This window comes from Rhodococcus sp. SORGH_AS_0303, assembly GCF_030819335.1.
In the GTDB taxonomy this organism is placed as follows: domain Bacteria; phylum Actinomycetota; class Actinomycetes; order Mycobacteriales; family Mycobacteriaceae; genus Rhodococcoides.
The window spans coordinates 4,170,804-4,183,651 of sequence record NZ_JAUTBO010000001.1 but is presented as its reverse complement, the minus strand read 5'-3'; the positions used below and the strand labels follow the sequence as shown (position 1 = coordinate 4,183,651).

The following is a 12,848-nucleotide window of genomic DNA, read 5'->3' as shown; positions in this document are numbered from 1 at the left end:
CTGAGCATTTGATCTGGTCACGAGGAAAAACAAATCTCCGAGTATCGTTCAAACGATGGAATAGCCACGTCCAGCACTTGCTGGTAGGGGTTCGAGAGAGCACCGCCTGCGCACAGGGCAATGGGTCTTGGTTTCAGACCGCCGTGCCTGCACGTGGCGCGCGGGCGCGAAGGGCAAAGGTGATACCTGTTATGGATTTCACACCTGCTCCCAATCCTTGGGCCAGGACGACTCCATACGCACCGAAAAGTAATGCGCATGGTACGACCATGGCGAGTGTCACCAAAGAACCAATTAAGGCAACCAAGGTCCACCGTGTCGTTTGACCTGCAGTGAATAAGACAGTTGAAGCGCCCATTGCAGCGGAGTCAACAGTTGCGACGAACGATCGGGAAGATCCGAGATGTACGTCGAAGCTACGACCGAATAGATACTCTAGTCGTGAACCGGAAAAATAGACGATCAAGCTGTACACGGCGCCGAGGCTGACTGCTGCGGCGGATATACTCAGGAGTTGCCTTTTGTAGATCGGGTCGTTTCTACTGAAACTGCGTACGGCGGTGGGGACCAGAGAAGTAGCGAGGCCCGTCACCACAACGATGACCGGTGAAGCCGCGACCCGAGCGGTCTCCAAAGCGGCAAGCGCGGAAACGCCTAGGATTTGCGACGCGAGAACGGAGACCAGGTACCCGGCTGACTGGGCAAGAAAGTCGGGTCCCAAGTACGCGATTCGGGTCCTGAGTCGCGCCGGAGAATAAGCATTGATGGTTTGATGCCGGGTAAGGGCGACTCCGACTATAACGCCGGCTATGTTGCCGAGAGCCAGTGCCGCGAAAGGTAAGAACAAATATCCGTCGCTGTATTGCAAGCTTGTTGCCCCAATGGTCACTGCTGACACAATCAGGGTGGTGACGGAAACTATCGATGCAGTCACGTGCAACTCTGAGATATGGAGCGCACGTCTGACGTGGTCTTGGAACGGAGATGTAACAGTTAGGGCCACCACCGCTAGTGCGCCGAACAAATATTCGTCAGTATCGACCGAGTCGAACAAAGGTAGTCCAGCGCAAGCGACACCGACGCATGCAACGACAGTGGTTGGGCTGCCTTTATACAAGTCCCTCCAGAATCTCGGAACGACCCGGTTTTGCTTCATATTGCAGCTGAGACGAGAGGGTAGGTAGGCAACCTGCGCAGGTAGTAACTGCATGGTGACCCAGCCGCTGAACATCAAGCTATAAACGGCGAGTGAGTCGGTGCTCAGTCTATTAATCGCATAAAGGCCCGCAATGAAATTAGCACCAGCCGCGAAGCCGCTATCCGCGAGTCCGGCGGTTGCGGCAATTAATTTGCGGTGCGGTCGCTTACCCGTCGGACTCAATTCGTAAGCCGGCAGCTGCTCAGATCAAACGCAGTCCGCACCCACGAATTCGCGAAATTTTGCATATCGTGTGCTGGGTGGGCGCTTGAGCACGAATCAATAGAAGGCCTACTCACTGACCCTCGATTGGCTCGCAGGAGTACATCCTTGGGATGCCCAATTTGTCCAGTTCGAGTTTCAGTCGCGCGGCGTAGGTTTGCTGGCCATCGAGTGACAAATTGATCCCGTCCGGAAGAAAGTTGACCACGGGGTCCGTGAACCAACCATCGCGAATCGGCTCGACTAAGGGGACGGAAAATTGTTCGGCCGAGGTCCTCAGCGCCGTGGTTACGTTCATAGCCACGGCAACGTCGCGAGACGGAGGCGACACTGGTGCGATCGCGATCAGTGACGCGTCCGGAAGCTTCTCGCGCAGCTCGCTGAAGAGTTCGGCAGATGCGGCAGCAACCGCGTCGGGGTCGGTGTCGTTGCTGCTGCCTTGCACGATGACTAAGTCGGGCGACGTAAGAACAGCGGAACCAGATCCATCCAGGTACGTCCTGCTGGTCGAGCCTTGATTCTGAGCAACGAAACCGGATTCCGTTGTCGCGGTCACCGATAACGTCCAACACAGTCGGTTGCGGAGAATAGCTGGCCAGGCACCCCTGCGCGGCGGCAATCCCTCGCCGATTGCGTAAGCATCACCCAGGACAGCGACCCTCAAGTGGTTGTACTGAGCGCCGGCGGCATCGCCAGATCCGGCAGTCGCCGGTTCGACTGCCGGTTTCGGTGAGACCCAAGCGGCGACGGCCACCGTTGCGGACGCGAAAACGGTTACGAACACCAGGAGCCACAGGCGATGTGATGCCGGTCGTGGACCACCCTCTCGACTGAACCCAGTTCGTAGACTCTTCACCCGCGCATTATGCCGCAGGCCAACGTGTGGGTGCACTTCGAAGTTCCAGCGAAGCTCACGGAGACAGAGGGTTTTCAAATTTATGCATTGCAGTGGTCGCTGTCCCAGCGCTGACTGCCAGCCTCGAGTCGCCGACGCGGTTCCGAGCACGTAACCTGAGCCGCGCAGCAGAGTGGTCGGAGTGGTTCATGTCCGTGCATGGTTGTTGGCCAGGCCGTCGGAGGCATCGCTGCAGTCGTACGAGGGAGATAAGGCATGGGCAGTGTAAGCCTCTCCGTGAGAACCGACGCACGACGCGGAGTCACGGACAGCGAGCGAGATCACCGTCTTGCCTTGCGTGGGGCAAAGCTCCTCGTGTTAGGGGCGATGATCGCGGTCGCTTTCGGCAGATGGGGCAGTTATCTGAAAATCCCAGGTCTACCTGTTTACTGGGCTGACCTGGCTGTTTTTGCCGGCGTTGCGTTCTTCGCGTATGGCACATATCACACTGCAGGTGTTCAAGACGCCGCTGGTCGGATGGTTCGATACGCGTCGCTCATGTACGTGCCCGCAGTATTGGCTGGAGTTGCCACGGTTAGCAACTTCTCAATCACCACAATCCGCGACGCCGTTCCGTTTGTGTACCTGAGCATGACTCCAATATTTGCAGCTGCGCTTAATTTGCTGGGTCGAGATCGGGTGTTCTCGTACCTCAGACTCGCCTGCGTTCTCCACACACTCTGGGTAGCGCCTGCAATCTTGGGTCTGTTGCCCACAGTTCCGCTTCCTCTCATCGGCGGTATCGAGGCATTCACGACGCGCGGTGACTTCGACCTTCTCATCTGTGGCCTTTCTATTGCGGTGATCAGTTACGAGCGACGTTGGACGGGCGCCAGCAAAACGTTATTGGTGGCAGCTAATCTGGCAGCGATTCTGTCCAGCGGTAGCCGTGCGGGGCTAATAGGGGCGCTGCTGGTCATATTGATCGCGTCCGCTTGTAGTAAACCGTTCCACGACCGCTCAAAGGGACCTGTGCGCTTCGCGGCGCTGTTCGCAATCGCTGCGGTCGCACTGCTCGTCTTTGTGCTGTTCGCGTCTAGGCCACCGGCGTGGGCGGTCGGGCTGACGAAATTACTTCCAAGCGATAGTGCGACCTACCAAACAGGGCAAAACACGTGGCAGGCACGTCTCGACGCCTGGGAATTGATATATCGGTACACGGGTGGGTCGGATGGGGGGTTCGCCCTATTAGGTTCTGGCTTTGGATCGCAACCAATTCGGGACAGTGGTGCGATTCGTTACCTGTCGGGCAACGAGCAAGTGCGTGCCGCTCACAACTACGCCGTAACGTGGTACGCATTTTTGGGCGCAGTGGGTGTTTCTCTGGTGCTCGTAGCCTTGATACTCAGCATTGTTGCGATCTTCCGCGGCGGCCTCAATGTCCCGAGAAACGTCGCTATAGGACGAGGCCTATCAGTAGCTATTCTTGCTGTAGGTTTAGGAGGCGTGATCATGGAGTCGCCGTTCGGGTACATAACGATGGCGTTTGCCCTCGCTCTGGGACTATCAGACCGCTCGACAATGCGTCGGGACAGATGGCAGTACGGAAAAACAGCGTGAGCGCCGCGATGAAGGTTCTTTTTGTCACTCCTATATTGTCCGACAATTCTACGGGACGCACGTACTCTCTTTGGCTCAACACTATTGCAGCGGGTTGGCAGGCTTCTGTGGTCTCTTACAATGGGGACAAAGTTTGGGAGCCACTTGCAGGGACTGACTTCGCCGAGGCTTGTATCTCCTATTCTTACGTGAAGAGGCAACAACGTCGAGTGCATCTCGCTGAGTTGTCGCGAAATTTCGACGTAGTCGTCGCTGTGAAGCCATTGCCTCAGTCGCTCGGTGTCGCGCTAGATGCGTTTCAGGTGCGTCGCTTTCCGCTTGTTATCGACATAGATGATCCCGACCTCGAGGCGCGGTTGGCGATGCGCCCGTATTTCCGTGGAATCGCGTGGAGGGCCCGCCACTTTCGATTCTGGCTACGAGTTCGGTCCGCAGATGCCATACAACGTCGCGGCACGGTGACGGTCAGCAACCCGGTGTTGAAAGACCAGTACGGAGGCCAAATTGTTGCCCATTCCCGTGTTGATCCAGGCGTTGGCGCCGATCACACAAGCACGACTCCGACAGTTGCTTTTGTTGGTACCGCCCGAGCACACAAAGGAATTAATGAGCTGAGGCAGGCGGTGGCGCTGTGTCAGGGAAACAAGGTCCGGTTGGTAGTGACCGCCGAAGCACCGTCCGACGCGCAGCCCTGGGAATCCTGGATCGGCAGCAGTACGCTCGACGATGGATTGAAAATTGTTCAGGAGTCCGACATTGTAGTGATTCCGTCGCTGCCTGTCGGATTCTCTACCGGTCAGCTTCCCGCCAAGCTGGTGGACGCGATGCTGTGTGGTCGAGCGGTAGTCGTCAGCAATGTAGCTCCTCTGGATTGGGCTGTGGGGGCTTCAGGAATCATTTCCGTTGCTGGCGATGCTCATTCGATTGCTTCAAAAATCACTGCTTTGTGTGATCCTTCGGTCCGTTCTGAGAACGGTGCTGCTATGCGATCGAGGGGCCTAGCCCTGTTCTCAGTAGAATCGGTAGGCAATGATTTCGAGAAGGCGTGTCGACGATCAATAGAGAAAGCAACAGCACATCAATAATTCCAGCACGAGAATCTTCGCAACTGTAGCGCAATTTGTGCGAATCATGGGGGGTGAGTCATGACACGAGTGCTCGTGTTTGCGTACGCCTGCGACTGGTCTAAGGGAAGTGAGCCAGGAGCGGGTGCGACAATCGTCGATGCAATTGCTGAATTTGTCGACGAGGTCGTCGTGATCACTCGACGGGAAGTTGATAGAGTCGTCCCTCGGTTCGTCCGACACAATGTTACCGTTATTGCGTTGCCTGTTCTGCCGCCAAAATTGCCGATATACTTTCGTTATGTAGCCTGGATTCTGATGGCAGCCTTCCGGGCATCTCATCTGCGTAGAGTCACGAGATTCAACGTGGTACATCATGCAACCTACGCGTCCGATTGGTTTGTCAATCCTCTCTGTTTTCTTCGCAAGCGCTCTAACGAACGCTGGGTATGGGGTCCCGCCGGAGGTTCGACCTACGCCCCAGTCGATGTCAGCGAAATCGTTGCTGGTTCGGCCAAGTCCAATGGTGCGAAGCGAGAAAAACTCACCAAGCTGTTCAGGAAGTATGTTCATAGAAGACTCTCGGCCAGCACGGATTGTGCGCTCGCTTTAAACGAGGACGCGAAGCAATCTTTTGACTCATCTGGTTTCAAGTACGTTCTGACGGTCTCGAATTTTGTCATGGATTACAGTGCACTCGTCAAGCCTGAATCGCGTCTCGAAAGAACCATTTTGTGGGCTGCGAGAGGAGTGGACTGGAAGGGGTTGCCGCTGCTCCTCTCAGCCTTCGATCGGCTGCCACCACCCTGGAGATTGGTGGTTGCTGGCCCCGATACAGATTTGGATCGATACAGATCAATGGCTGCTGGAAATGGCCGGGTCGAATTCTTGGGCGCACTGTCGCGCACTGAGACTCTGGCCCTCATGGCCAAGGCGACCGCGCTAGCGCTCCCAAGTCTCCATGACTCGGCACCGTGGGCGGCAGCTGAGGCGGCGGCGTTCGGGACGCCGGTCGTGTGCCTCCCCTATGGGGGAGTATCAACGCTTGCTGGGTCGTGCGCTGTGGTCGTACAACCACAGCCTGTGTCGACTCTCGAGAAGCGTTTCGCTGAAGCTCTGCAGTCGTGTTCCGAGACGAGCCGCGTTGTCGAGGAAACCCACACTATGGACAATCTGCGGTCGGTGCTTCGTCTTGCTTACGGACTCGAGGTAGAAAACGTATGAAGGTTCTTATGCTGTTCAATGATTACCTTGAACACGGCGGAGAACGGAACTCGGTTTCGGCGGAGGCCACAGCCTTGATAACACATGGCGTGAACGTAGAATTGATGACAGTGACGAATGAACAACTAGTCGGCGCGCCGACAACCCAAAAAGTGCGCGAGACGTTTCCGAATCGTGTAATGCGGTCCTCGATAGCCGACGCTATCGATAACTTCAAGCCCGATGTGGTACATGCACAGAATCTTTTCCCCCGGATTGGTGCGAGTGGAATCGACGCGTTGCGGCATTCGAACACTCCGTGGGTCCGAACTATTCGGAATTACCGCAAAGGTTGTATCGCGGGCACCTACACAAGGAACGGCGTGGAATGTTTGGAATGCCAGTCGGTGTGCGGTCGTCTTCCAGGTATCGTTCACAGTTGCTACCGCGACAGTAGGGCGCAGTCGATCGGTGCAACTGCGTACAGCCTCTGGGACAACCTTGCGGAACGGCGTCATCCGCCATCTTTTTACATATGCATTAGCGATGCTGCACACCGTCGTATTGAGAGCAATTTGCATCCGAGCGTTCCTGTGCAGATTGTACATAACGCCGTGGTAAACCATGCCTCAGTACCATATACATCCATGTGCGAGAGGCAATTCGACGCTTGCTATGTCGGTAGGCTGACACACGAGAAGGGGGTATCTCTTTTCCTCGAAGTCGCTAAGCAGAATAGCGATTTGAAATTTGCGATAGCTGGCACTGGAGAACTGCGGCCGGATGTGGAAGCGGCAGCGAAATCAACAAGTAATCTTGTTGATCTGGGCCTCGTAGATAATGCAGCGGCGCTTGGTGTCATGGCAAACAGCCGCTTCACGCTGGTACCCTCCCAATGGGACGAACCATTCGGTCGTGTGGCAGCTGAAGCGATGTCAGTTGGGAGTCTTCCACTCGTGAGCGACAGGGGTGGCCTCCCGGAGGTGGTGTCGACCATGGAGTATGCGGCTGTCGTCGGGTCAGGTGGTTTCCGGCGATGGGCAGGTGCGGTATCCGCTCTCGCGGCGACTCCCAAGCCTGAGCTCGAAAAGTATTCCGTGGCAGCAATGGACAGTTGGAGATCCAGGTTCTCTGCGGAGTCAGTATCGACAGCACTGATCTCCGTTTACGAACGCAGTGTGTTACCCGCTCGCAAGGAGTGAGCAGAACACAGCCGGCGCCGAACACTTCGAATATTGAGGATCAAGCCATGAACGATCGCCTACTTCTTGTCGGCGCGTACGAGCGAGACAATTTTGGTGATCTGCTATTTCTAGAACGGGCGCAGCAGTACCTCGTAGGCCATAATTCGCTGGCCACAGTTCCCTTCGATAACGAATGTTTCGACGCATCCACCTACGCGTTGGTTCCATACACTGACGCTTTGAGAGAATCTTCTGCTCGCGGCGTGATCGTGGTTGGCGGAGAGGTCGGCGGTACGAGTGCGACCTCCGCCTACACCATGTCCTGTACCGACGAGTTGTATCGTGAGTTTCTGAAAGCCGGCCGTCTGCGCAAAATAAAGATAGTCCGTTCGAGCACTGAGTTAAGTGTTTTCTGCTCGCCTTACCTGCCGCGCATGTCGCGCGACTCCTCGACGCACGAGGCTGCGGCGGCGTTGAACTCCGTGGGGTTGAGCGGTCTGAGCGGTTTAGTCGGTACGAGGCGCTTCGAAGCGTGGCAGGCAGTAAGGGAATGTAGCTACGTTTCGGTGCGCGACCGACAGTCGAGTGATCTCCTCGCGAAGAATCAGATCTCGCATGTTCTAGCCCCTGACTTCATCCATACGCTTCTGACAAGTCCGTCATTCCGTCCAGACGTTCGTCGCAATAGGGCGCTGATTCAGATGAAGGCGAAAGTTTTGGAGCAATTGGGGGTCGAAACTGTTGCATCTGTTCTTAGCGGTTCAAAAGAGTTGAAAAACTTCGATTTGCAATTTTTCAGCGCTGGGTCAGCGCGAGGGCACGACAGCGATGCATTATATTTGGAAGTGAAGCGTCTTTTCGAAAAGATGTCGCCGGGCCGCAGGATCTCGATGCCCGAAGTCGGTTCTGCGCAACAAAAAGCAGAGTCTATTGCCGGGTGCGGTTTATGGGTGGGCACGTCACTTCATGGGTTGATAATTTCATCGGCGTTCGATGTGCCACGTGTGGGTCTGGAGTTGGAAAAATTAGTACGGTACGCGGAAACTTGGGGCGAAGTTATGCCTGTTGGTGTGCCGATCGCCGATGCCGATGCCGCTGTAGCAAGCGCGTTGCTCGCAAGGAGTAGCGCGGCTGAATCCGGTCGTGCCGCCGAGCTTTCGCAACTGGCCCACAACTCGATGACTAACGCGATTGAGGCTGTGACCAACTCCGTGCCGGAGTCTCAAATGGCAGTAAGGGCTCGTTCGAGTTCAGTAAGAGGCGCGATATTACGACGTGGGAGGTCGTTGTTGGCGGATTCGGTGAACTTTTTGAGGCTTTGAAGTCGAACTTCTGAAAGGCCGTCGACGGTGCTCTTGGTGCGGAACGAATTCTGAATGTCTGGCCGCTAGCAAAACGGAGGCCAGCTGTTTCTGCCGGAGGCGTTGTGGACTGCTACGGTGCGTCTCTGTGATTCCGAGTAGTCCAAATTGCGGATTTAAGGAATCGAAGGTTGCCGAACAGGTACCTTCGCCAAAGTCGCTTGGGCTCCGAAGCGAATCGGTAGAGCCACTCGAAGTTGCTCTTTTGAACCCAGATCGGTGCTTCCTTGCTTGTCCCGGCGATGAAGTCGAATGCCGCGCCTACTCCGATGCAGGGCTTGTGGACGAGGGGAGCGAGGGCTGCCGCTACGAAGTCCTGCTTGGGTGTTCCCATCGCAATCCACACGATGTCGGACTCCTGAGCGTTCACCTCGTCAGCAATCTCCTGGACCATCTCGTTACTGACCGGCGCGAACTTCGGTGCATACATGCCGGTTATCTCGATGCCGGGGTATCGGCGTTCCGCCTCGGACTGGAGCAGCTCGAGAGTGGATGTTGTAGTTCCTACGAAGAAATGCTTGACGTCGTGCTCACGGCCTTCGTCGAGGCACTGGGCGAACAGCGAGGGTCCACGGACGCGTCCGGGTCGCTGGCCTGCTTCTTTCGAGCGCCGCATGAACCACACCACCGGAGACCCGTCCGGGAAGTTCATACCTGGACCGCGAAGAATCTCCATGTAGTTGCCATCGCTGTTGGCGGCCGCGACACAATATGCATTAGCGAGGCGAATGGGCTGCGCAGTGTGATCACGCGCGAGAGCCATCACCGTCGATGTCGCCTTTGTGAGCGAGGTCACCTCGAAAGGCACGGATCCGACGGAGACTCGTGTGGTGTCTGTACTTGTGCTGTTGCCTGCGCTGGACACTGTCGAACCCCCTGACGCGCAATCGACCTGCACGTTCGATTATCACGACCTCGTTACTGTGTGAGGTGATAATAGTCTGGCCGGTTGTGGCTCGCTACTCGAGGCATGGTGCTCGGTAGCGGTTCCTAAACAGCGGCAGGCAATAGATTTTCGTCGCTCGAGTCGCCTGAAAGTTGCTGTCGTGATTAAGATTATGCGTCATATGCCGCTTGAAACAGTAGGGGAACTGTCGTGAAAACTGCTCTGATAACGGGAATCACCGGGCAAGACGGCTCCTACCTTGCCGAGTTGCTGCTGAGCAAGGGCTATGTCGTCCATGGGCTCATTCGGCGGTCGTCTAGTTTCAATACCTCGAGAATCAACCACCTTTATGTGGATCCTCACGATCCGGACGCCAAATTGTTCCTTCATTACGGTGATTTGAGCGACGGTGCCCGGCTGGTGACCTTGATGTCGGAGATTCGCCCGGACGAGGTGTACAACTTGGGCGCTCAGTCGCATGTGCGGGTGAGCTTCGACGAGCCCGAGCACACCGGTGACACCACGGGCATCGGTTCCATCCGCCTTCTCGAAGCGGTCCGTCTGGCCGGCGTGCAGTGCCGCTTCTATCAAGCGTCGAGCTCGGAGATGTTCGGTGCGTCGCCGCCGCCGCAGAACGAGGACACGCTGTTCTACCCTCGGTCGCCGTACGGAGCGGCGAAGGTTTACTCCTATTGGGTGACGCGCAACTACCGCGAGGCGTACGGCCTGTTCGCAGTCAACGGCATCCTGTTCAACCATGAATCGCCCCGTCGAGGCGAAACGTTCGTCACCCGGAAGATCACGCGTGCGGTCGCCCGCATCAAGGCGGGAACCGAGAAGCACCTCTACATGGGCAACCTCGATGCCATCCGCGACTGGGGTTACGCACCCGAGTACGTCGAGGGCATGTGGCGGATGCTGCAGGCGGACGAGCCGGAGGACTTCGTGCTCGCCACCGGCGGCAACTACAGCGTGCGCGACTTCCTCACCACCGCGTTCGAACACGCCGGCTTGGACTGGGAGGAGCATGTCAAGTTCGACGAGCGCTACCTGCGGCCCACCGAGGTGGACGCGCTCGTGGGAGATGCGAGCAAGGCCGAAAGCAAGCTGGGCTGGAAGGCCTCGGTGCACACGCCCGAGCTCGCCAAGATCATGGTGGACGCAGACATTGCCGCTCTGGAGCACGAAGGGCGGCCGTGGATCGACTCACCTGCGCTCCCCGACTGGAAGTGACGACGTATGCCTGAAGAGCCGCTCGACTTCGTGCCGACCGCCCTCGATCGTTCTTCGACGGTGTACATCGCCGGCCATAGGGGACTGGTGGGGTCGTCGCTGTGGCGCCATTTCGAGGATCAGGGGTTCTCTCATCTCGTCGGCCGGACGTCGTCCGAGCTGGATCTGAAGAACCGCCAGGCCGTGTTCGATTTCTTCGCCGAGTCGACGCCGGACGTGGTGGTCCTTGCTGCCGCGAAGGTCGGTGGGATCATGGCCAACAGCACGTACCCGGTCGACTTCCTCAGCGAAAACTTGCAGATCCAGGTGAACGTTCTCGACGCTGCCCTCGAACAGCAGGTTCCGCGGGTGCTCTTTCTCGGGTCGTCCTGCATCTACCCCAAACTGGCCGACCAGCCCATTCGTGAAGACTCGCTCCTCACCGGTCTGCTCGAACCGACCAACGACGCGTACGCCATCGCCAAGATTGCGGGCATCCTTCAGGTGCAGGCCGTGCGCCGGCAGTACGGCCTACCGTGGATTTCGGCCATGCCGACCAACCTGTACGGGCCCGGCGACAACTTCTCCCCGAAGGGGTCGCACGTACTGCCGGCCATGATCCGACGCTACGACGAAGCGCGGCGCAATGATGCAGCCGCAGTGACCAACTGGGGGACCGGTAGCCCCCGTCGGGAATTCCTCCACGTGGACGACATGGCATCAGCCTGCCTGCACCTGCTCGAGCACTTCGACGGGCCTCAGCAGGTGAACGTCGGCACGGGTGTGGATCACACGATCGAAGAAATCGCCGCGATCGTGGCGGACGCCGTCGGTTACACCGGCGACATCGAGTGGGATACGACGAAGCCGGACGGAACTCCCCGAAAGCTGTTGGACGTCTCGACTCTGACGGCGAGCGGTTGGTCACCCACGGTGGGTCTCGAAGAGGGCATCAGTGCGACCGTCGACTGGTTCCGTGAGCACATGGACACCATTCGCGAGTGAGTCGATGTACCGACGGTCGGTACGGTCGGTCCTCGAAACGCGCTCTCATGCTGCATGATCGGCCGTGAACGTCGACCATCGAACTCGAGAGAAGTGTCGCCATGACCGGTCTACCGTCCCGTTCCGCCATTTCAGCGGTTTTCTCCGACGAAGTCGCACCTCTGCCCCGAGACTTCTACCTGAACACAGTTCTGGCGAGTCCGCTGGTTCCTCGTCGCGCTCGCGTGCAGGGTCTCCGGGTCACCGGACACGACGTGCATTCCAGCGCCATCATCAACCCGGGATGCTTCTTCGGGAGCTGGTCCGGTCTTACGATGGGACCTCGGTGCATCCTCAATTACGGGTGCTTCCTCGATCTCGGTGCACCCATTTCCATCGGTGGCCGGATCAGGATTGGGGTACCGCTCGATGCTGGTCACCTGTGGCCACGACATCGGCACAGGCCTCACGCGCTTCGGAGCGGCCCGCAACGAACCGATCGTCATCGGTCGTGGCGTCTGGATCGGCTCCAATGTCACGGTCCTTCCGGGAGTGACGATAGGGGACGGGGCTGTCATCGCGACCGGCAGCGTCGTCACCAGAGACTGCGAGGCGAACACCCTGTACGCGGGGGTTCCCGCAGTCGCCAAGAAAGTCGTCGGACCCCCGCTGCAAATGTGATTCACGCCGTTAGCAAAACCGGGCGGTTTGCAGGGCGGAGGTCCTGAGGTGACGCACGACCGCTGATTTATCGGACATTCGGTCGGTCTCGAATCGCGTTGCTCACGCTCTTACTCGGTAAGCCTGGTGATCCCGCGGGAAACAGCCCAATGCCATTGTTTGCGTTGCCTGTTAATGGAAGTACGCCTTTCTGATTCACCTGCACCCCAGACCCTTTACGGAGGTATGTTTCTCGGCAGGTCGGCAGTGTCCGCCCAGGAGGATCGGACAACGGGGGGTGCACGAGATGACGGCAACGGACACCGCGACTGCCACCCCGGTGCCCGTCGTCGAACTGTCCGGCGTCGAGACGATAACCACCGGCACAGCGCAATCGGCCTGCCGGACACGTGTCGGCC

At 57.7% G+C, this 12,848-nt stretch carries 9 protein-coding genes and 1 pseudogene; 8 read left to right on the top strand and 2 right to left on the bottom strand.

From position 1 onward, the window contains the following. Positions 1-1,493: 1,493 nt before the first annotated feature. On the bottom strand, positions 1,494-1,976 hold the full coding sequence (locus tag QE449_RS19780) for an SGNH/GDSL hydrolase family protein (RefSeq protein WP_307109501.1): 483 nt from the start codon (positions 1,974-1,976) through the stop codon (positions 1,494-1,496). Positions 1,977-2,642: 666 nt separating this feature from the next. Between QE449_RS19780 and QE449_RS19775 the strand changes: the two genes are divergently transcribed. The 5 genes from QE449_RS19775 to QE449_RS19755 are packed head-to-tail and all read left to right on the top strand — an operon-like array spanning position 2,643 to position 8,648. Continuing rightward, a complete protein-coding gene (locus QE449_RS19775) occupies positions 2,643-3,875 on the top strand; it encodes a hypothetical protein (RefSeq protein ID WP_307109500.1) in 1,233 nt (410 codons plus the stop codon). Beyond that, positions 3,872-4,960, top strand: coding sequence for a glycosyltransferase family 4 protein (locus QE449_RS19770; protein WP_307109499.1), 1,089 nt, complete (start codon positions 3,872-3,874; stop codon positions 4,958-4,960). The genes QE449_RS19775 and QE449_RS19770 overlap by 4 nt, the downstream gene beginning before the upstream one ends. 60 nt (positions 4,961-5,020) lie before the next feature. Next, positions 5,021-6,163, top strand: coding sequence for a glycosyltransferase (locus QE449_RS19765; RefSeq protein ID WP_307109498.1), 1,143 nt, complete (start codon positions 5,021-5,023; stop codon positions 6,161-6,163). After that, positions 6,160-7,344: a glycosyltransferase gene (locus QE449_RS19760; protein WP_307109497.1), complete on the top strand. Its 1,185-nt coding sequence runs from the start codon at positions 6,160-6,162 to the stop codon at positions 7,342-7,344. Before QE449_RS19765 ends, QE449_RS19760 begins: the two co-directional genes overlap by 4 nt. Positions 7,345-7,391: 47 nt before the next feature. After that, a complete protein-coding gene (locus QE449_RS19755) occupies positions 7,392-8,648 on the top strand; it encodes a polysaccharide pyruvyl transferase family protein (protein ID WP_307109496.1) in 1,257 nt (418 codons plus the stop codon). Between the two features lie 112 nt (positions 8,649-8,760). On the opposite strand, the gene QE449_RS19750 is transcribed toward QE449_RS19755, so the two are convergent. Further along, entirely contained in the window at positions 8,761-9,495 is a 735-nt protein-coding gene (locus tag QE449_RS19750) for a WecB/TagA/CpsF family glycosyltransferase (protein WP_307109495.1), read from the bottom strand. A gap of 288 nt (positions 9,496-9,783) precedes the next feature. Between QE449_RS19750 and gmd the strand changes: the two genes are divergently transcribed. The 3 genes and pseudogenes from gmd to QE449_RS21500 form a co-directional block, all read left to right on the top strand. Next, complete coding sequence (gmd, locus tag QE449_RS19745) at positions 9,784-10,806, top strand: GDP-mannose 4,6-dehydratase (RefSeq protein WP_042576030.1); 1,023 nt, start codon at positions 9,784-9,786, stop codon at positions 10,804-10,806. A gap of 6 nt (positions 10,807-10,812) precedes the next feature. After that, on the top strand, positions 10,813-11,790 hold the full coding sequence (locus tag QE449_RS19740) for a GDP-L-fucose synthase (protein ID WP_307109494.1): 978 nt from the start codon (positions 10,813-10,815) through the stop codon (positions 11,788-11,790). 483 nt (positions 11,791-12,273) lie between these two features. After that, positions 12,274-12,373: pseudogene (locus QE449_RS21500) on the top strand (DapH/DapD/GlmU-related protein); the annotation flags it as partial. Positions 12,374-12,848 lie beyond the last annotated feature (475 nt).